At 40.8% G+C, this 19,956-nt stretch carries 17 protein-coding genes; 7 read left to right on the forward strand and 10 right to left on the reverse strand.

The features are described from left to right. Window positions 1-121: 121 nt before the first annotated feature. The 7 genes from AACS90_RS01350 to rtcR form a co-directional block, all read right to left on the reverse strand. Window positions 122-1,093, reverse strand: a complete 972-nt coding sequence (locus AACS90_RS01350; protein WP_099120044.1) for a hypothetical protein — start codon at window positions 1,091-1,093, stop codon at window positions 122-124. Continuing rightward, window positions 1,094-4,606: a toxin VasX gene (locus AACS90_RS01355; RefSeq protein ID WP_099120045.1), complete on the reverse strand. Its 3,513-nt coding sequence runs from the start codon at window positions 4,604-4,606 to the stop codon at window positions 1,094-1,096. After that, window positions 4,603-5,913, reverse strand: a complete 1,311-nt coding sequence (locus tag AACS90_RS01360; RefSeq protein ID WP_099120046.1) for a DUF4123 domain-containing protein — start codon at window positions 5,911-5,913, stop codon at window positions 4,603-4,605. The genes AACS90_RS01355 and AACS90_RS01360 overlap by 4 nt, the downstream gene beginning before the upstream one ends. Before the next feature lie 367 nt (window positions 5,914-6,280). Next, window positions 6,281-7,219 (reverse strand): aspartate carbamoyltransferase, encoded by a 939-nt coding sequence (gene pyrB / locus AACS90_RS01365; RefSeq protein WP_099120047.1) that lies wholly within the window; start codon window positions 7,217-7,219, stop codon window positions 6,281-6,283. Between the two features lie 2 nt (window positions 7,220-7,221). Continuing rightward, the gene (locus AACS90_RS01370; protein WP_193757096.1) at window positions 7,222-7,386 is read right to left on the reverse strand and encodes a hypothetical protein; all 165 of its coding nucleotides are present in this window, start codon (window positions 7,384-7,386) and stop codon (window positions 7,222-7,224) included. 199 nt (window positions 7,387-7,585) lie between these two features. Continuing rightward, complete coding sequence (gene rnz, locus AACS90_RS01375; RefSeq protein ID WP_099120049.1) at window positions 7,586-8,503, reverse strand: ribonuclease Z; 918 nt, start codon at window positions 8,501-8,503, stop codon at window positions 7,586-7,588. 11 nt (window positions 8,504-8,514) lie between these two features. After that, window positions 8,515-10,092 carry an RNA repair transcriptional activator RtcR gene (gene rtcR, locus AACS90_RS01380; RefSeq protein WP_099120050.1) on the reverse strand — a complete coding sequence of 526 codons (1,578 nt, stop codon included), beginning with the start codon at window positions 10,090-10,092 and terminating at the stop codon, window positions 8,515-8,517. 214 nt (window positions 10,093-10,306) lie between these two features. On the opposite strand from rtcR, the gene AACS90_RS01385 reads away from it, so the two are divergent. The 5 genes from AACS90_RS01385 (at window position 10,307) to AACS90_RS01405 (ending at window position 14,786) form a co-directional block, all read left to right on the forward strand. Next, window positions 10,307-11,533: an RtcB family protein gene (locus tag AACS90_RS01385; RefSeq protein WP_099120197.1), complete on the forward strand. Its 1,227-nt coding sequence runs from the start codon at window positions 10,307-10,309 to the stop codon at window positions 11,531-11,533. A 24-nt stretch (window positions 11,534-11,557) separates the two neighbouring features. Beyond that, window positions 11,558-12,355 (forward strand): nucleotidyltransferase domain-containing protein, encoded by a 798-nt coding sequence (locus tag AACS90_RS01390; protein ID WP_099120051.1) that lies wholly within the window; start codon window positions 11,558-11,560, stop codon window positions 12,353-12,355. A 25-nt stretch (window positions 12,356-12,380) separates the two neighbouring features. Continuing rightward, window positions 12,381-12,926 (forward strand): RNA 2'-phosphotransferase, encoded by a 546-nt coding sequence (locus AACS90_RS01395; RefSeq protein ID WP_099120052.1) that lies wholly within the window; start codon window positions 12,381-12,383, stop codon window positions 12,924-12,926. 46 nt (window positions 12,927-12,972) lie between these two features. After that, entirely contained in the window at window positions 12,973-13,593 is a 621-nt protein-coding gene (locus tag AACS90_RS01400; RefSeq protein ID WP_099120053.1) for a LysE family translocator, read from the forward strand. A 254-nt stretch (window positions 13,594-13,847) separates the two neighbouring features. Next, complete coding sequence (locus AACS90_RS01405) at window positions 13,848-14,786, forward strand: hypothetical protein (RefSeq protein ID WP_099120054.1); 939 nt, start codon at window positions 13,848-13,850, stop codon at window positions 14,784-14,786. Window positions 14,787-15,088: 302 nt separating this feature from the next. On the opposite strand, the gene argF is transcribed toward AACS90_RS01405, so the two are convergent. Beyond that, entirely contained in the window at window positions 15,089-16,108 is a 1,020-nt protein-coding gene (argF, locus tag AACS90_RS01410) for an ornithine carbamoyltransferase (protein WP_099120055.1), read from the reverse strand. Between the two features lie 355 nt (window positions 16,109-16,463). Here argF and rraB point away from each other — a divergent pair, with 355 nt between their 5' ends. After that, entirely contained in the window at window positions 16,464-16,886 is a 423-nt protein-coding gene (rraB, locus tag AACS90_RS01415; RefSeq protein ID WP_099120056.1) for a ribonuclease E inhibitor RraB, read from the forward strand. A 52-nt stretch (window positions 16,887-16,938) separates the two neighbouring features. Here the strand turns inward: rraB and AACS90_RS01420 are convergent, their stop codons facing one another. After that, entirely contained in the window at window positions 16,939-17,442 is a 504-nt protein-coding gene (locus tag AACS90_RS01420) for a GNAT family N-acetyltransferase (RefSeq protein WP_099120057.1), read from the reverse strand. 611 nt (window positions 17,443-18,053) lie between these two features. On the opposite strand from AACS90_RS01420, the gene AACS90_RS01425 reads away from it, so the two are divergent. Further along, complete coding sequence (locus tag AACS90_RS01425; RefSeq protein WP_099120058.1) at window positions 18,054-19,067, forward strand: hypothetical protein; 1,014 nt, start codon at window positions 18,054-18,056, stop codon at window positions 19,065-19,067. 92 nt (window positions 19,068-19,159) lie between these two features. On the opposite strand, the gene AACS90_RS01430 is transcribed toward AACS90_RS01425, so the two are convergent. Next, a complete protein-coding gene (locus AACS90_RS01430) occupies window positions 19,160-19,933 on the reverse strand; it encodes an amino acid ABC transporter substrate-binding protein (protein ID WP_099120059.1) in 774 nt (257 codons plus the stop codon). Window positions 19,934-19,956 lie beyond the last annotated feature (23 nt).

Here is a 19,956-nt window from a genome sequence, read left to right on the forward strand (position 1 = left end):
ATTTTTAACTGTTTTTATTTTCTAATTTTTATTTAATTAATAAATATCAACCAGATGGATACATGCTGGTTGATATAAAGTAGAGGTATCATAAATGCAGTAACATAATTTATCTGACTATTTATGTATTTTCCTGACTATTATCTTTGGCATCTCGTTTGTCTAGTTCCGCCAAAATATGCTCAAGCTGTTCATTAAAATCTGCGGGTTTTTTATCCTTGAATAAGAACAAAGCGGGAAAACGTTTATAATCAGTAGCTGCAACGGCATCTTTGCCTTGTATAAGGTATTTAACGATAAAGGCGTGTGCTTCATCTTGCCGTAGTTTTGTGTTGAATCCTAATATAGAACCATAAGAGAGACACATCTGGAAAGCACGACGAGCTAGTGTATTGTTTTCATCCAGTGTATACATTGCTAACCCCATCAGATGGATAATTTTCATGGGGTCGGTTTGATTGGAAACGCCTACCTGAGAATAGCGGGCAGCATAGACTTTGCCTTTATACCAACTGAAAAACAATTGCCGTTCTCGATCAATAAATATGGGTGCTTGTAGTTTCCAGAAAAAGCATCTGTGTATTAGGTAGAAGGAAAAAACAAGTAATAAACTGAAACGTAAAAAATCTGTAATTAAAAACTTGGTGCTAGCGTGAAAATAGTTATAGCGGTAATAAAGATACTTCCAGAAAGAAATAGTTTTATCATTGCCGATAAAACGGGCATTTTCTAAATTTTCAGGAAGATCTTTTCGAAGATAAAAATCTTCACCATATTCTTCGCGAACATTATTGACAGTACGTAATATATTAATTTCACTTCTTGTTTTTAATTCTATAAGGCTTTCAATGCAATAATAAAAAGTTAATAATACGCCAATAAGAATGGGGAAAAATATGATTGTTCTCGCAAATCGCTGTATATTCCGCAGAGTGCATTGTTTATCATCAATGCTGTTAAGAGGAGGATAACTTTGTAATGCTTCGTAGCTTTTTTTCTCCATTGGTATTTTCAGCAAGATTTCTTGCTGGTCAATAAGTAGGGTAGGTGTGACATCATGAAGGGTTGTAGATATTTTTTTTGAATCGTTCATTTATCGGAACTCCATACCTTTAAATCCTATAATAGGTTTTTGATTCATTTCTTTACTTGTAAGATAACGTAATGGAACAATGGTATCCTCATAAGGGATATAATGCCAAAATAGTTCAGCTGTATCCTTATTGGGATAAGGATATCTATCTTCAACACTGATCGTTAGTTCTAGATTACCATTTTTGTATTCAACTTGAGCTATCTTCAGTGCTTCACGAAATCTTGCGGTGAGTTCTTCATCATATATATAAAGTTTCCCATCAATTTCTTCCGCTCGGGATTTCAACTCATTATAATATTCTTGTTCTTTTTTAAATGATTCCATATGCACTCGAATTGCATCTACAGGAGCCATACCACCCGAGTGCCAAGTATTGACGGGCTTAGGTAAAGGCTTATAAAAGGCATATTGAAGATCAGAACTGCCTTGCTGGAAAGCAGGTAATTTGAAGGTATAAATGGTGCTGAATTTTTTGTATTCTTGTTTACTTTGAATATTTAAATTAGGCATAAAGAACAGATTTAAGAATTCTTGACTTTCAATATCAAAGGCATGTTGGATTTCTTTGCTATTACTCATTTTTCTAGCATCTTTTAGCTGGTCATGAAATGCTGGACGTTCAGCATTCCCCCAAAACGGATACATATCCCCATTTCCCCAAAAGCTGTTACGGAATAAATTCTGTGTATCAGAGCTGTTAAATAATAACAGACCAATAGTGCCACCAATAACTAAGACCCATCCCATAAAAGCCATACCAGCCATCAATGCACTACCTATTGCTACTGCCTCAATACCAGCAGCCATACCAATACTCACAGTACCTAATGCTGCACTTCCCAGCCCTATGGCATAGTTGCTGTATGCCGCTCCTTTATTACTGATAGCTCTGGCTTTTCTTCCATCAATAAAAGATACATAAGCTCCCATAATATTAACCAGACCAAGACCAGATTTTACCCATTTGGCGTTCAGTTTGTTGGATAGATTATTTGAAATACCTTCGAGCCTATTTAGTAACACTGGAGAGGCGTTTGGCATAAATTTATGAGCATGTTTGGTGACTTTGGATGTAATTAGTGTCAAATCCGCTGTTAATGAAATAAGTGCTGCTGAAAACTTAACAACATCATAAGACCTGCTGAGCTCATCCTGGTCTAGCGGATTGTTGCTACTGAATTGAGACTGTATAACAATAGAAGTTGCAGTTTGAACGTTGAAAAATAGGCTAAATCCCGGAGCTACTTTTTCCAGTAAGATTGCTGTCTTATGTGTACCAACTTTTAAAAAATCAAAAGAAGTATTAAATCCTTCTTTGATAGTAATTTTCGCAAGCTTGATTCCGATACCGGTTTGATCCGATACTTCTATTACTTGCTTGGAAACGGTATTTCCTATTTTTATTCCTGTTTTCTTAGCATACTCACCTGTTTGTCTTACTGTATTTTCAAATTGTTGTTCTGCTTGGCTAGGAGCGCTTATTTTTTGTAATTTTTCATAGAAAAGAGACTGTGAATTTTTTAATTTTTTAAATGTTTCATTATGCTTAGGCATCCTCGGCCCTTTATTGCCGGAATAACTCTTTTTATTTGCAATTTTTTCTAAACGGCCTTGGATTTTATTGAACTCTTCAGGAGTAATATGAAGTCCTTCACGATAATCAATAACAATACCGAAAGGTTGCATTAAAACAGGTACAAATTTGTTAACAATCAATTGAATGGCAGTATCACTTAAATGGGTCAAAGGGCCTTTTATTGCTATTGCTCCCGCTTCCATTATCGCAAACGCTTTCCCAACAATCTTTCCAAACAGTTCAAGAAATTTTTCTGAGACGTAGACTGATATCTTTATAATTTGATCATTTAGAAATTTTTTAGATTGTTGTATCGGCTTGTTAGGATCATTAATATTTTCTAGTGTTTTGTTAATAGCATTTTTGGTGCCCTGATGAATTTTCTTGGCAATCTCTTTACTTTCGCCATGAGTTAGTATTTTCACCATACCCGTCGCCGCTATTTCCCAGGCATTGGTGCTGTATTGAGGTGTATAGTTTTTCTCTGCCGCTGTAATAGCATCCCTTTTGGCTTTTGCTTCTTTATTTGGGTCGTATAAGCCATAGGGGAGGATACCCAGCGTTGTATCAGCGAAATCTTTTAATGTGGTTGGTTTTCCTGCTGCTAATGAAATCAATTCTTCCAGCATTTTTTCCGATGTGACGGACATTTGCAGTCCATGAAAAATATCAAAAACAAGTTCAACAAAAGTGTAGATTTCCTGAATATCACTCTCATTTGATATTTCTTTTTTCTCATGAATAGAGAAGAAATGCTGGAAATAGTTATCAAGGCTGCCAACTTTTCCAGTAACCGCTGGTGCACTGGCAAATGCTTTGAATAAGCTAATGAAAACATCCTGCCGTTTTTCGAATTCCAGATGTGAATCTCTTATTTTGGGCCAATATTTTCTCACAGCCTTTCGGCTTAAGACTTCGCTATTGGCTCGTTTTGCTATGGGATCATTTTTATTAAATACCTTAATATAATCATCTATATACAATCCAATGGTCATCGGATAGAGATTGCGTTCAGCATTGTATTGTTGTAATAGATCCAGAATATTATGCGCTTCTAAAATCTCCTTCTGCCGTCCAACCGGATCATGCAGTATTACAATCCGTGCCTTCTCTTGATAACACAGCTTGTTGCGAATCTCCGCTGCAATATTCTCTGCATCCATTTCATAGGATTTTTCTGTCGTTAGCTCATCAATCCTGAGATCATTGATATCTAATTCTTCAAATTTATGGGCATCAATTTTTGCTTTGACAGCTGAGAACTGCTCCTTGCGGGTTTTGTAATCTTCAATTAATTTCGTGAAATTGGATTCGGTTGCTTCAATCGCATATTGTTGATTATCCGCATCCAGATTAATGAACTGCATGGTCTTTTCACGCAGCTTTGTATCGCGGTTCATACGGGCAATGACATCGGGATGCCAGAGGTGTTCGCTGTAAGCAATACTGATATTTGAAACATCTTTTGCTACAAATAGGAAAGGATACCCTTCACCCTGTAAACCAGGTTCTGGCATCACTCCATCGTGGGCATCTTTTTTATTCCGGTACATATACTTCCGAAAACGCTCAATTCTCGGTGCATCATCGTTATCTGAGCTTTTTTCTACTTCATATCTAAAGATATGGAAATAAGCTGTACGGCTGGGGCGGTGTTCCATGCTGTCTTCTTCTCGAATATAAATCCAGCCAGAACGCATCAAACGAGCCGCATATCCCTTACTCTGTTTCAGCGTTGTCGCAGACATCAGTGTGTGAATATCCGGTGGAGATTCAGGTTGTTCCATTTCTTCGCCGAAGAAATTTACATAAGCATAACGGACAGGGTAGAGAGGTTTGATATTTCCATCACACGGGTATTTTGCACTTCCCATATCGAGTCTGGATACGGATTCGTTCGCGTTTGCACTAATATTTGAGATTACAGAAGTCATGACTGGCTCCATGTTGTCGGGTTAAGGCATTCCTTGAGAAGTTTGTAAGCTCTGGCTTCCTGATTGGAAGGTTCAGATAAAACAGTTGCTAGTATGTGCTGCCAGAAATCTTCATTTTTCACCGTCATTGATTGCGCCATAATGTAATAAAGCCCGGTAAGTTCAAGTGTAAAACCGTGCAGATAGGCATAATTGGCATGTTTGGTAATGAAAGAAAGAAGCTGTTCTTCCGGTACCTGGCATTGTTGCTGAATATTATCTTTAATGAATGTTTTGACCTTATGGAAGTATCTCTGCTGCACATATAGTTCAAAATTACGTTTCATCCTGTCATTGATCGTCACGGTTTCTGGTTTGGTTTCTCTGAGGCTCTCTGTAACGCTGATTTTCATCATGCTGTTTTCATTAGTTAAACCGTAAATGGCCCCGATATTACGCATAAAGGAGGCCAGAGCGCAGCGAGATAGGCTTTTGAGCATCAAATCTACTGTCAGTGAATAATAGAAGCGGAAGAAAACCCATTCTCGGCTGCTTTCCTGTTGCAAATAGGAGAATTTGCGCAGGTGGTTATACAGTTCATCAAATTTACTGTCGGTATGGATAAAAATTCCGATATCCGGTGTATGGTGGGTGATGAATATATCCCGCAGAAACTGGTTATTTTCAGAACCTGTCAGCTCGACCAGATAGGGGGCAGAGTCTTCAAGAGTAATTTGTGTTTTACCTTTAAACAGACAGCGATAAGTCAAGCCAGAAACCATAAGGGAAGGCACGATAAAGTGGCTCGTATTTTTATGATAAACTCCGGCGTCAATGATCAGATAACTATGGGAATATTGGATTTTGTTCTGTTGCTGTCGGTAAAGCAGCGTATATAGGTCGTCACTGATCCAGTGCCGATTAAAAGAGTTATCACCGATAAAAGGAACACAGGGATATTGGGTGATTGACAGCTCTCCGGTATCAATCGGCAATCGTTCACTAATATCCAGTGATTCCAATACCAGAATTGATTGTTCTATATTTATTTTATCTAGATTCAGGATTAGGTGTTTTTCAAGCTGAGCACTGTTGTTCAGATATTGGAGAAAAGGCAATACTTTCTCATACTCGCCCTCTGTCGCTTTTAATGAATTCAACATATGGTCTGATAATTGAATCAAAGCCTGATGTTGGCTTTTGGCATAAATTAATGCCTGAGCGCGATATCGTCGTTGTTTCTGTTGTTCTGAACCACGATAGCCATATGAAAACTCTGCAACCCAGATATTTTCATATCGTTGGTAGTCATTCTCTTGCCTGTGCATGATGTAATATCGTCAACTTTTATTTAGGAAAAATTTTTTGGAAAATAATGTTACGAAATTAATTTATTTAAATGGACGATAATAGCTTAATTTTATGGAAGGCTAAAACAAGAAAAATGATTTTAAATCAGTGCTTATTTTAAATTAATGAATTTAATTATAACGGATAGTTATACTACCATTATGGTAATTGATTTGTGATAAATAATATGAAATCAATTATAAGTAAATTTATTTTTTATAAATGGGATTTCTTGATGAAATGATGTTAAAGAATTTTTTGGGAGAATAATACTATGGCTAAGGTCTAATTCTCTTAGCCATAATATTTGTAACTGCTTATTTATGTTAATTAATTATTTCAGCATTAATCTATAACAACATTTTCATTCAGTACCAGCGATAGCAATGCCTGACGCGCATAAATTCCATTGCCTGCCTGCTGGAAATAATACGCATAAGGCGTTTTATCTACATCAACAGTAATTTCATCAATACGTGGCAGAGGATGGAGTACTTTCAGGTTCTCTTTGACATTCACCAAATCTGCCGCACGTAGCACAAACTGGGCTTTGATATTGGCGTATTCAGAAGGGTCAAGGCGCTCTTTCTGAACGCGGGTCATATACAGAATATCCAGCTCAGGCAGCACATCTTCAAAATTGTTGTGAATGCTGTAGCTCACCTGTTTTTCATCCAGCATGTGCAGAATATAGTTGGGCATAGAAAGTGCGTCCGGTGCGATAAAGCAGAAGTGGTTGCCCTCAAATTTCGCCAGTGCTTGTGTCAATGAATGTACGGTACGACCATATTTCAGGTCACCAACCATCGCGATTTTTAGGTTATCGAGTTTGCCCTGAGTTTCCTGAATGGTAAACAAGTCTAGCAGCGTCTGGGTAGGATGTTGGTTTGCACCATCACCGGCATTAATGATCGGAATATGGCCGGAAAATTCAGAAGCAAGTCGGGCAGCGCCTTCCTGTGGGTGACGCATGACAATCGCATCAGCATACTGGCTGATAATAGAAATCGTATCGGCCAGCGTTTCACCTTTTTTGCCCAATGATGTGTTGCTGCTGTCCGCAAAGCCTACTACAGAGGCGCCAAGCCGCTGGATAGCCGTTTCAAAAGAGAGACGGGTGCGCGTAGAGGCTTCGAAGAAGCAGCTGGCGATGACTTTGTGTTTCAGTACATCAGTCTGTGGATTGGCTTTCAGGGCTGCTGCCGTCTGCAATACCAATTCAAGATCTGTGCGGCTCAAATCATTAATTGAAATGATATGCTTGCGATATAACGGGTTAGCCATGTTTACATTCCTCTTTTATGACTTTTAGCCTTGGACTGGGCAGACGAAAAAAAGCCCCTCAATTGAGGGGCTTTTAAATGTTCGGTTAGTAATGGGGAAAACAATACGCCCAGGCTGCCAGTTGGCAGTGCTTCGTTAGATTGGCGTTTTGTAAGGCTGTATTTCATGTTTTCTCCCGGCAAATCGTCGCGCATTATACTCGCGATTGTATTCACTGCAAGATTTGTTGAGAGAAATTTTTCATTCAATCAATAATCAATCTCAGGAACCAAAGAGATAATTCCTGATCCTACCAACGCTCTGATTTAAAACATTCATTAAATAAATAATTGAAGTTGATTTAATATAAAATATAAGAAGACGCAATTATTTAACTACAAATACCGCAAAATCCTCAGCCAAATCAGTATTCGGAAATATTTCCCGACATTCAGCCAGTAAACGTGGACAATCTTCTTTACCATAACGTCCGCTGATATGCGTTGCGATAAAATGTTTTACCTTGGCATCACGAGCCAGTGTAGCTGCCTGTTTAGTGGTGGAATGACCGCGTTCATTGGCTTTTTCGGCAAACGCATGTTCCAGAGTAATTTCATGTACCATGACATCAACATCAACCGCCAGTGTCAGGGCTTCCGGTGTGGGCTCGGTATCCCCGAAAATCGCTAATGATTTGCCACGAATCGGGGCTCCAAGATAATCTTTACCGGAAATTGTCCGTCCATCTTCCAATGTGACCGTACCCCCTTGTTTTAGGGTTTGCATCCACGGGCCACGGGGAATCCCATCCTGATCCAGCTTTTGGGCATCCAGCGTACCGGGCCTGTCATGTTCTTCAATCCGATAGCCATAACATTCCACACGGTGATTCAGGGCATAAGCAGTTACTTTTATTGTGCCATCATCAAACAGTAATCCGGGCTGTACTTCAATAATTTCCAGTGGATAGGTCAGAAAGGAGCCGCTTAACTGCAATGAAGTTTCCACAAACTGGAGGATCCCTTTTGGCCCGTATAGTGTTAATGGATCGGTGGAGCCGCCCATTGATCGACTGCATAGTAAGCCGGGAAGGCCAAAGATATGATCTCCATGCAAATGGGTGATAAAGATCTTCTCCAGTTTGGAGATTTTAATCGGAGAGTGAAGGATCTGGTGCTGTGTTCCTTCTCCGCAGTCAAACATCCACAGTGAGCTGCGGATCTCCTGTAAATCGAGAATAAGGCTGGTGACATTGCGTTCTTTAGTCGGGATACCTGCGCTGGTACCCAGAAATTTTAATTCCATATCGTCTTCTCCTAATCTTGCTGAATACTTTCCCAGTCTAAGCCGAATCGGGCGAGATACTTACGTAATCTATCGGCATCATTGGGTTGTTTCTTTTGTTGGCGGGAAACAGCGAAGAGCTTGCGACCGGCCTCCGATAAACTGGCTGATCCCCGACAGACGCAGATAACGGTTTCTAACTGCTGGCGATCAAACAGATCAATTTCTGCTAAATGATCCGGTAGCAGGGCGGAACTATTTTCTCCTCGCCAGTGTTGTCTGAGGCGGATGATTTCTTCTTCTGCCAAATGCTGATTGATGCGGCCATTTTCAGCAAACGTTGCCATACGGGCGACTGATGCACTTAATTCACGGAAATTTCCCCGCCACTTGGCCTGTTCTGAGCAGGCAAAACGCAGGTAAATCTGCCGGGCTTCTTTATCAAAACGAACCTGCGTCTGTTGCATTTGTGCATAGCGGGCCAGTTCATAGTCGATATTTGGTTCAATATCTTCACGGCGCTGAGCCAGTCCGGGTAACTGATAAGTCCACATATTGATACGGGCATATAAATCTTCACGGAATTTTCCCTGAGCAACCCTATCCCGCAGATCCCGGTGAGTGCCGGCAATTAACTGAAAGTCACTGTAAACTTCCCGATCAGAACCGTACGGCAGGAAGTTTTTTTCTTCAATCGCCTTCAGTAACATCGCTTGTTCATCAAGGCCTAACTCGGCTACTTCATCCAAGAATAAAATACCACCATCGGCTTCGCGTAATAGGCCGGTTCGCGGCTGGATTGCCCCTGTAAATGCCCCTTTGACGTGTCCAAATAGTGTAGACATGGCATTATCACCGCGCAATGTTGCACAGTTTACTTCGACAAAACGCCCTTTAAGCAGATGGCGTGACTGGCGAAGTTGATAGATCCGGCGAGCCAGAAAGGATTTACCTGCCCCGGTTGGCCCGGTCAGCAGGATCGGTGCTGATGAGCGCAGCGCAACACGCTCAATCTGGTCTATCAGATGGTTGAAACTGGCATTGCGTGTAGCGATGCCGGATTTCAGGAACGCCACTTGCTCCTGCTGTTCACGCAGAAAGCGGCTGGTTAACGTGGTATAACGACTGAGATCCAAATCGATAACAGTGTAGACTCCTTCAGGATGGCTATCGCGATCGCCATTTCTGGGAGAAGTCTGGATCAGCTGGGCTGGCAGATAACGCGCTTCAGTCAGCAAAAACCAGCAAATCTGGGCAACGTGCGTGCCTGTAGTGATATGTACCAGATACTCTTCATTTTCAATATCGAAAGGATAGCGCACCGCAAAATCAAGCAGAGCAGTATAAACTTCCTCAAAATCCCACGGATCATCAATCTGGATTTCTTGCAGAACAACACGGGTCTGTGGGGAGGTTTCTTCAATATCTTCTTTAACTCTTTGCGCCAGATTGTAGCTATCTGCCTGATAGAGTAATTCCAGCCTGTCAACTGGCAGCTCAGGTTGCTGGCATAGCCCAATAGTAGGGCGCCATTTTGTCCAGCGATTCGCCTTTTTCCCACGCCTGTCTAATGTTGTTCCCAAAACCCCAATAGCAACTCTGCGTTTCATCCTTGCCTCTGTTATTGATTATCTAAATTTATAAAAAACGATATAGAAAGATAAGAAAATCAAATGGCAAAAACAATCGCCGAAAATAGGTAAAAATAAAAATCGTTAATTTTCATAATGATAATAAATATTTTTGCCTTTTTTCAAAGTTGGCACGGGATTGGCTATATAAATATCAAAGAATTAAAGGAGAACAAAAATGTCTATAACTGAAATGAAAACCAATGATTATAACTTATTGACTCAGGAGAGCGGTGCTCCGGTAAAAATGTGGACGAATGGGGTGCCGGTTGATCCAAAAGCGATTACTCAATTACAAAACACGGCCAAGATGCCTTTTGTATTTAAGCATCTGGCTGTGATGCCGGATGTACATGTCGGTAAAGGTTCTACCATCGGGAGTGTGATCCCGACTCGTGGCGCTATTATCCCGGCAGCCGTTGGGGTGGATATTGGCTGCGGAATGATTGCAGTTCGTACTTCATTGGTGGCATCGGATTTACCGGATAATTTGCTGAATATCCGCCATGCTATTGAAGCTGCTGTACCGCATGGACGTACTGTGAACCGTGGTGGACGGGATAAAGGTTCCTGGAATAAGGTGCCGGAAGTGGTGGATCAACATTGGGCAACGTTGGCTGATCGCTTTAAACATATCACCGATAAATACCCGAAACTACTGAACACCAATAACCGTCAGCATTTGGGGACGCTGGGAACAGGGAACCATTTTATTGAGCTGTGCCTTGATGAAGCGGATCGCGTTTGGGTAATGCTGCATAGCGGTTCCCGTGGAGTAGGAAATGCCATTGGTAATCTGTTTATTACACTGGCGCAGAAAGATATGCAGCAACATATCGCTAATTTGCCTGATCGTGATTTGGCGTATTTTGAGGAAGGAAATCGCTACTTCGATGATTATATGGAAGCGGTGGACTGGGCACAGGACTATGCGCGCCAGAATAGGGAAGTGATGATGCATCGAGCACTTGAGGCGTTATCACGCGAGATACCAAAACCGTTCACAACACAACAGGAAGCGGTGAATTGCCACCATAACTATGTACAGCGTGAGCAGCACTACGGTGAAGAGATTTTGGTAACCCGTAAAGGAGCGGTATCAGCCCGTAAAGGCCAGATGGGGATCATTCCGGGTTCGATGGGAGCAAAAAGTTATATTGTCCGAGGGCTTGGAAATGAAGAAAGTTTTTGCTCATGTAGCCACGGCGCTGGTCGTGTAATGAGCCGTACTGAAGCGAAAAAACGCTTTACAGTGAACGATCAGAAACAAGCCACCGCGCATGTGGAATGCCGAAAAGATAGTGATGTCATCGACGAGATCCCGATGGCATATAAAGATATTGATGCAGTAATGGCTGCTCAGTCTTCATTGGTGGAAATCGTGCATACTTTACGTCAGGTAGTTTGTGTAAAAGGTTAGAAGAATCGCAGCAGGAAAAAGAAAATGGAAAGGGAAGCAGAAACAGTCAGCCCGGCAATGCGGGCTCGTATTAAAAGAGAACTGTATAAAATAGAGAAAAAATATGGCGTGCGGATACTGTACGCCTGTGAGTCTGGCAGTCGAGGGTGGGGCTTTGCCTCACCGGACAGTGATTATGATGTGCGATTCATTTATGTTCACCCCGTGGACTGGTATCTCAAAGTGGAAGCCGGGCGGGATGTGATTGAACAGCCGATAAATGATGAGCTGGATATCAGTGGCTGGGAGTTGCGCAAGGCTTTAAAACTACTGAAGCAGGCAAACCCGACTTTGATGGAATGGCTGGATTCTCCCGTCATCTATCATGCAGATGCGGCTGCAACTAATGGGCTGAAAGCGATGGTGCCGCATTTTTTTTCGGATATTAAAGCGCGTTATCATTATCTTTCAATGGCGAAGAAAAACTTCAGGGGTTATTTGCAGGGTGAGCAAGTTCGGCTAAAAAAATACTTTTACGTATTGCGTCCGTTACTGGCTGTGCGTTGGGTTGAGATGGGTAAAGGTACTCCTCCCATAGATTTTGAAACGCTGGTGGCTGGTACAGTTTATGATCCTCAATTGAAAGCAGAAATTGCAGATTTACTGCGAATTAAACGAGCTGCCAATGAAGCAGAATATGGTTTGCGCAAGCCGGGAGTTCACGCATTTATTGAATCAGAACTGAATGAGACCGTAGTGCGTTGTGAGCTGAAGGATAATCGTGAACGCAATCAGGATTTACTTGATAGTTATCTGAAGCGTTGGGTAATGAAAAATAGATAAAAAACGCCGATTACTGAGGGAAAACATGGATCATATCGATACTAAAATCAGCAAGTTTTTAAGTTACGTATTGCGTCATCAGCCTGAATCTATCGGTCTAACACTGGATAGTGAAGGCTGGGCGGATATCAGTACGCTGATTAAATGTGCAGTGAAGCAAGGAAAGCGGCTGAATTACCCTATGATTGAAAAAATTGTCGCGACTAATGATAAAAAACGCTTTGCGATTTCGGAAGACAGGAAACGTATCAGGGCAGTACAAGGGCATTCAGCCAAACGGGTAGATATCCCTTATCAGGAAAAGATACCGCCGACCGTTTTGTATCACGGTACAGCAACCCGCTTTCTGGATTCAATATTTAAACAAGGGCTGGTGGCGGGAAATCGCCATTATGTGCATTTATCGGCAGATGAAGTGACCGCGATTAAGGTGGGTCAACGACATGGTAAAGTTGCTATTCTAAAAATTGAGGCCCAGTTAATGTATGAACAGGGAATTAAATTCCATCAGGCCGAGAACGGTGTCTGGTTGACAAAGGCGGTTCCTGTCGAATATATCAGTATGAAGTAACATCATAATTAAACATGTTTATGCACACCTAACTCTGGAGATAAAAATGACAGTTCTGGATTCTCTATTGGCATTCATGATCGCTGCTACATTATTAACATTAACTCCTGGTCTGGATACGGCTTTGGTTTTAAGAACCGCCGCGGCGGAAGGTGGGAAAAAAGCCTTTCAGGCCGCTCTTGGAATTGATGCCGGATGTTTTATATGGGGAGCGATGGTGGCATTTGGTTTGGGTGCATTGATCGCTGTATCTGAACTGGCATTCAATATTCTGAAATGGTGTGGAGCGCTGTATTTATGCTGGTTAGGTCTTCAGATGATCTCTCGCCCTAATACCGATCTTGGTGGTGAGAATACTTCTTCGGTTAAAACGTCGAACTGGTTTATCAGGGGCATGCTGGGAAATGTACTGAACCCAAAAGTAGGTGTGTTTTATGTCTCTTTCTTGCCTCAGTTTATTCCTCAGGGGCATTCACCCATGATCTGGACATTTGGCTTAGTTGCTATTCATGCCGCACTGGGTACGATATGGTCCCTGATTCTGATTTTTGCCACACGTCCGCTTTCCCATGTGTTAAAGCGCGGTAATGTCATCAAATGGATGAACCGGGCGACAGGAGGATTATTTCTGTTTTTTGCGGTTAAATTAGTATTTAGCCGGCGTTGAAACTTCGTTGAGCTTAGGTTGATATTTGTATTCTACAATATATTTATGTTCGACATATTATCCATTGTCTTTTCAGTTTACAATCTGAAAGACAATGGACATAGCTTATTAAAGTGACTTTCCATTTTAAACAAACCTTGTGTTTTTCTGACCATTTGATGGGCTTATTCTATATTTAAATTAATTGATTATTATATTTCTCATTGTCACAGTTATAGGAATGGTATAAATATAATAAATGAGGAGATAATTAAATGAATATTACTTTTCGCACATTTGATATTAAAATATCTTCTGGAGATCCCAGAAGGACGGATAAATTTTATTATAATGGTAGACAGCAAGTCACATTGGTTATTAATATTATAAAACAAGTGGATGGTGTCGATACGCCATTAACTGAAGACGAAAAGGAGAGTGTGACGCTAGCGAGTAAAAAGCATCCCAAAACTCCTCTCAGCTCTCCCTGGTTCTGTGATAAAGTAAAGAATCAGTATGATGAAGGAATTAGGGGAGAAGTAATAAATAGTAATACAATCAATGAGAATAAAAGTAAGCAGGGAGATACAAATCCAGAGACTATTTATCGCTATTTTCGGGCGGAAGCAAGTGATAAAATGGAGCTTGTAGCGACAGTGACCATTAATGGGAAAATATACTCTTCCAGCACACAAGATGATAAAGTAGTAACAATATTACCCCGTGCACCGTATAAAGTAGAACATCGTGAACTTAAGTTAGAACAAAAAATAGCTTATTTAAATGAATTTGAAACCAGAAATTATATAAGTATTAGTTTTTATTCTTGGGGACTACCAGATTCATTATACATTAAAGAATATAAAGTTCTTTGTTTTAAATACGAGGCTATTCCTGAAGGTGGCATTATAGGTCGTAATTTGCCTGGTGAGGATCCTGCACGAATGAGTGTCATGTTAAAAAGAGATATTTTAGATATTCCAGTTAAGAGTTTAATAAGAACGGAAAATGTACCGGGTGGAGATACTATTTTACATTTTCCCATTAAAAATAATGAATTCAGAGCAACTCTTGGATTTTGTGATAATCGCGTTCATCATGAAAGAAAAATAAATGAGGGCTGTATGGCCGAGATAGTGGATAATTTTGGATGCCGTCATACTTTTCTAGTGGAAACAACCAACGACTTTAGTTCATTATATCTTGTTGACTAAGCGGATATCTGTTGAGACGCCGGTTGCTAAGATGCTGGCGTCTATTTTAATTTCCACTTATAGACATTTCGTCTTTCAAGTTGTTTCTATGTTTATATTGGCTGCACTCACTTACCCTAGTTACCGTATTTATAAACATACGATTACCTATGCTCCGGAGATTACTGAGAGGCTCCAGTCTCTCACCGCAGCTCAGCCTTTGGCCGGGCAAATTCGTACCTGACGAATTTGTTTTTCCCTTGCCGCCGCGACGCATTTTGAAATAAATCCATTGTATATAGAGTTAGTTCTCAAATAGCGTGTTAAATATCAAAGTCTAATTCTTTAACCAATGTAGCCACCATGACAGCCTTAATCGTATGCATACGGTTTTCTGCCTGATCAAAAACAATGCTGTATTCTGATTCAAACACATCATTAGTCACTTCCAGACCACCAGACAAGTTGAATTCTTCCGCAAGCTGTTTACCAAGAATGGTTTCTTCATTATGAAAAGCCGGCAGACAATGCAGGAATTTCACATCTGGATTTCCCGTTAGTTTCACGAGATCCATATTAACCTGATAAGGCGCTAATAATTCAATGCGCTCCTGCCAGACATTTTTAGGCTCACCCATTGAGACCCAGACATCGGTATAAAGGAAATCAGCTGCCTGTACGCCAGCCGCGATATCTTCCGTCAGTGTGATTTTTCCACCTGTTTTCGTTGCCTGTTTTTGGCATTCACTCACTAATTGAGCATCCGGCCAGCAGGTTTTTGGTGCAACCAGACGCAAATCTAATCCCGTTAATGCAGCCGCTTCCAGCAAGCTGTTACCCATGTTATTACGGGCATCGCCCAGATAGACCAGTTTTATTTCAGTTAAGGGTTTTCTACTGTGTTCCTGCATCGTCAACAAATCTGCTAGTAGCTGAGTCGGGTGGAACTCATCCGTCAGTCCATTCCAGACGGGGACACCGGCATATTCTGCTAGCGTGTCGACTATTGCCTGCCCATAGCCACGGTACTGAATACCATCATACCAACGCCCAAGTACCCTTGCTGTATCTCTGATCGATTCCTTATGCCCAATCTGGCTGCCGCTGGGACCTAAATAGGTGACATTAGCTCCTTGGTCATGTGCTGCAACTTCAAATGCACAGCGTGTGCGGGTGGAGTCTTTCTCAAAAATCAGGGCGATATTCTTTCCTGCCAGCAAGGGAATTTCTTTACCTGATTTTTTATTCGCTTTCAATTTCATTGACAGGGATAAAAAAAGCTCAATTTCTTTAGGCTTGTAATCAAGTAATCTCAGGAGATGACGGTGAAAAAATGGATTCATGTGACATTTTCTCCATAGGGATAAATTGAATTAATATGCACTATATATCAATAAAAAATCTTATTACAAGCGCTATATACACAATGGATTTCAAGATGCATCGCGGCGGCAAGAGAGAGAACCCCCAGGAGCATAGATAACTATGTGACTGGGGTGAACGAGCGCAGCCAACAAAGAGGCAACTGGAAAGACGAAGTGTATAGTGTGTATTGAAGATTTAAGGATAGCCAAGAGAATAGTGACCCGGCGCTTAAGGCCTGTACTTTTGGTTTAACAGCACGGGATAGCTATATCCTTTGCAAAGAAAAGATGGGAGAATGCGGAACAGGATAGCCAACTGACAGAGGGGATTGGCATGGCAGACCCACATGCACTGGAAGAACAGCGCGAAGAAACTCGCTTGATCATCGAAGAGTTATTGGAAGATGGCAGTGATCCTGAAGCGCTTTATATCATTGAACACCATTTTTCAGCAGACGATTTTGACCGTCTGGAGAAAGCAGCAGTTGAAGCATTTAAACTTGGTTATGAAGTGACAGATGCGGAAGAGCTGGAAACAGAAGACAGCGTTATTTTGATGTGTTGTGATGTAATCAGTGAGAGCCGTCTGGAGGCTGACCTGATCATTGCACAGGTTGAGCAATTGATGGATCTGGCTGAAAAAATGGGTGTGAATTACGATGGCTGGGGAACTTATTTTGAAGACCCTAATGCTTCAGATGATGAAGAAGATGTAGGTGATCTTTTTCCGGAAGAAGATGAACCCAGATTACACTGAGTGTTTCTATCGCATTTGCCCCACGGTTCGCGCGGGGCACATTATTATGTTTTTACAGCATTTTAACCATTCTAACCTCACAATCACTGTGCCCAGTATTGCCTAGGGGAGCATCAAGGTAACTGAATCCCAGTTTTTCATACAAAGCGATGGCTGCTTTCAGGTTTTCTGTTGTTTCTAAATAACAGCGTGTAAAGCCTTGTTCTACCCCGAATTCCAGCGATTGTTTTACGATTTGTCTGGCAACACCCTTGCCACGTAATACTGACGAAAGATACATTTTTTGCAGTTCACAGGTATTACTATCACCTCCTGACAGTGGGGCAACTCCACCACCTCCAACGACTTTCCCCGCTATTTCAACAACCCAGTATGCACTGCGGGGCTGGCTGTAAACTTCGTACAGAGTATCCAGAATTGGGTCAGCGACGGCGAAGCCTTTGTCAGCTGTCAAACCGTGCTCGGCGGATACCTCACGAATAATGGCGGCAATATCTGGATTATCTTGTTGGGTAATAGGGCGGATGATGTAGTTAGGTGTTGTGTTTTTGACCATTGTTCCCTCGTTATGTATTTTGATTTTTTGGTACTAGGTGAAAGCGCTGACTAAGCGTTTTAGGTAATAGCATGATTTAAATACGTCTTGAAATCAATTGTATATAAAAGTATTTAATTTTATTTTCGTAACATATTTAAAATTTTTTATGGCAAAATAGCAGAATTAACAATTAAGCACTATAATAAATAATTATAATCACGTAAATATCGAGCTTAATTATTGTTTGGTTTTTATTTCCGCTAAATGATTGTTTTTATTTAGTTGGCATCAAATGCACTGTTGTTTACTGTGTGCAATTTTTCATGTGGTGCAATTACTTTAAAAATAATGAGACGCAATTCATTTTAATATCATATCAAATTTTTCGGAATGATTAATTAACATGGAAAATTTAATTTTATTTATTGTTTTTATATATTTTTAATTTTTTTCCGCATGGCGGGAGTCATTTTGTGCAATAAAATTGATGGTTTAATGATGGTTATTTAAATTTTCTCCAAAGCTGAAAGTTTATGTGGAATGTATTCCAAACTCGGATGATCAGGAGAATGAACTGATAGTACTATTATGGGCTGGATGGGATATTTGGTAATGTAGGAGAAACTATAATGAATCTAATAAAGAAAATATTTATTTTAATATTCATGGTATCGTCGTTTCCGCCATTTTCTGCCATAGCAGATAATAAAACGCTATCTGATAGTGATCCCAAAAACTTTGTTGTCGGTTTATTTTTTGATGAAAATGGTGATACCTACAATCCTCTAGTAGGGTATGGCAGTGTACTACGATATACACTATCTGATCCAAATTTATCAATACAGTATACACACCATGATGATGTTGAAAATATTCCGATTGCACCACTTATGCAACGCGCTGCAGTATATTGGAGTCGTGTGACAGCACCACATTTCACTGTTAGGGAAAGGAGAGAAGGAGAATCTGCAAATTTCATTTTGCAAACGATGCTACCTGTTATGCTAGATAGTAGTAATGCAGGCCTTTATCTTGGGAATTTGGATGCATACACTGTCTTCCCTCATTCGAGAGAATATGAAGAGGATGTGAGGGACTACGGCATCACATCAGCAGGGATATTTTTCCGGCCAAGTATTCCTATAACAGATGATGTTTTCACCAACTGGGAAGACGCTATGGGGAGCGGTAGATCTTTTAGAGAGTATGCAGAGCATAATACATATGCACTGATACTTCATGAGATGGGACACGCTCTAGGATTAGCTCACCCTGATGAGATTGTTAATGGGCCAAGTTTCGTTACAGATATACACCCACGCATTTATAGAACGAATTCGTACGATGTATATTGGTTGCCCGATAGCCATGAAACTCCAATAATGCTTCAACATTTAACCGATTTTTTACTCACTCTACGGCAAAGACTTGGACAAGATTTAACGCTGGATAATATTGCTGTATCTGAACAGGAAATAAATGTGATATTAAGTCAACTTTCTTTTGATTGTCGTCCACATCGGGAGAATTTCGACATATCTTCTCGTTCACTTTCGCTTACAAAAAGTAAGTATTGTAATCATAGTACCGTTTATCCTCTGGCAAAAAGGATAGTACCAATTATTACGGCTCTGTCGCATTAATGTAGATTTAGAGTAGCTTGATCAGATTATATCCGACGCTTTGCAGAAGATAATGCAATTGAAGAATATAATCTGATCAGTTCGTTAATTAATTACTTCGAAATATCAGTTCCGAAGTATTTCTCAGAAATGTGGGCATAAGTTCCGTCATCTTTCATGCCTTGCAGAGCTTTATTAATAGCCTCGACTAATTCAGGATCGCCTTTGCGCATTAAAACGGCCGATTTACTGGCATCAGTCTGCTGAGCGACAATTTTAACCGGTGCATTCGGGCGTTGGTTTTTGAAGTCAAGAAATGACAAACGATCATTCAGAGTGGCATCAGCCCGACCGGTGGCAACTAAATCAACGGACTGGTTAAAACCATCCGTGCTGACCAGCGTGGCACCATAAGATGTTGCTAATTGCCCGTAGTTGCTGGTTAAAGATTGCGCGGATCGTTTTCCTTTGAGGTCAGCAAAGGATTTGATGCTGTTATTGTTATCACGGGTGATAAGAACAACCTGAGATGTTGTGTAAGGAATTGAGAAGCTGAATTTGGCTTCCCGCGCCGGGGTAACACCAACCTGATTAACAACGGCATCAAAGCGTTTGGCATCCAGCCCTGCAATTAAACCATCCCATTTTACTTCCGTAAACTCAGGTTTAACATCCATCCTGCGTGCAATTTCTCTGGCAATATCGACATCAAAGCCGGTTAATTTATTGCTGGCATCGTGGTAGGTAAATGGAGGGTAAGTCCCTTCTGTACCAATTTTAAATACGCCAGAGGCTTTTATGGCATCTAAATCTTTACCGGCATAGCTGGGAGCAGCGATAGCAAGAGTAACGGCACCTGCAAGCAGCAATTTTAAGAATACTTTCATGATGTTCTCCAAATGAATTTTTA

Origin of the sequence: Xenorhabdus sp. KK7.4 (assembly GCF_963876465.1) — a bacterium.
Lineage (GTDB): Bacteria > Pseudomonadota > Gammaproteobacteria > Enterobacterales > Enterobacteriaceae > Xenorhabdus > Xenorhabdus stockiae.

Bases quoted from the DNA above. Each gene is read 5' to 3' on its own strand.
- AACS90_RS01350 (WP_099120044.1), bottom strand. From the start codon at position 1,093: ATGAACGATTCAAAAAAAATATCTACAACCCTTCATGATGTCACACCT.
- AACS90_RS01355 (WP_099120045.1), bottom strand. From the start codon at position 4,606: ATGACTTCTGTAATCTCAAATATTAGTGCAAACGCGAACGAATCCGTA.
- AACS90_RS01360 (WP_099120046.1), bottom strand. From the start codon at position 5,913: ATGCACAGGCAAGAGAATGACTACCAACGATATGAAAATATCTGGGTT.
- pyrB (WP_099120047.1), bottom strand. From the start codon at position 7,219: ATGGCTAACCCGTTATATCGCAAGCATATCATTTCAATTAATGATTTG.
- AACS90_RS01370 (WP_193757096.1), bottom strand. From the start codon at position 7,386: ATGAAATACAGCCTTACAAAACGCCAATCTAACGAAGCACTGCCAACT.
- rnz (WP_099120049.1), bottom strand. From the start codon at position 8,503: ATGGAATTAAAATTTCTGGGTACCAGCGCAGGTATCCCGACTAAAGAA.
- rtcR (WP_099120050.1), bottom strand. From the start codon at position 10,092: ATGAAACGCAGAGTTGCTATTGGGGTTTTGGGAACAACATTAGACAGG.
- AACS90_RS01385 (WP_099120197.1), top strand. From the start codon at position 10,307: ATGAAAACCAATGATTATAACTTATTGACTCAGGAGAGCGGTGCTCCG.
- AACS90_RS01390 (WP_099120051.1), top strand. From the start codon at position 11,558: ATGGAAAGGGAAGCAGAAACAGTCAGCCCGGCAATGCGGGCTCGTATT.
- AACS90_RS01395 (WP_099120052.1), top strand. From the start codon at position 12,381: ATGGATCATATCGATACTAAAATCAGCAAGTTTTTAAGTTACGTATTG.
- AACS90_RS01400 (WP_099120053.1), top strand. From the start codon at position 12,973: ATGACAGTTCTGGATTCTCTATTGGCATTCATGATCGCTGCTACATTA.
- AACS90_RS01405 (WP_099120054.1), top strand. From the start codon at position 13,848: ATGAATATTACTTTTCGCACATTTGATATTAAAATATCTTCTGGAGAT.
- argF (WP_099120055.1), bottom strand. From the start codon at position 16,108: ATGAATCCATTTTTTCACCGTCATCTCCTGAGATTACTTGATTACAAG.
- rraB (WP_099120056.1), top strand. From the start codon at position 16,464: ATGGCAGACCCACATGCACTGGAAGAACAGCGCGAAGAAACTCGCTTG.
- AACS90_RS01420 (WP_099120057.1), bottom strand. From the start codon at position 17,442: ATGGTCAAAAACACAACACCTAACTACATCATCCGCCCTATTACCCAA.
- AACS90_RS01425 (WP_099120058.1), top strand. From the start codon at position 18,054: ATGAATCTAATAAAGAAAATATTTATTTTAATATTCATGGTATCGTCG.
- AACS90_RS01430 (WP_099120059.1), bottom strand. From the start codon at position 19,933: ATGAAAGTATTCTTAAAATTGCTGCTTGCAGGTGCCGTTACTCTTGCT.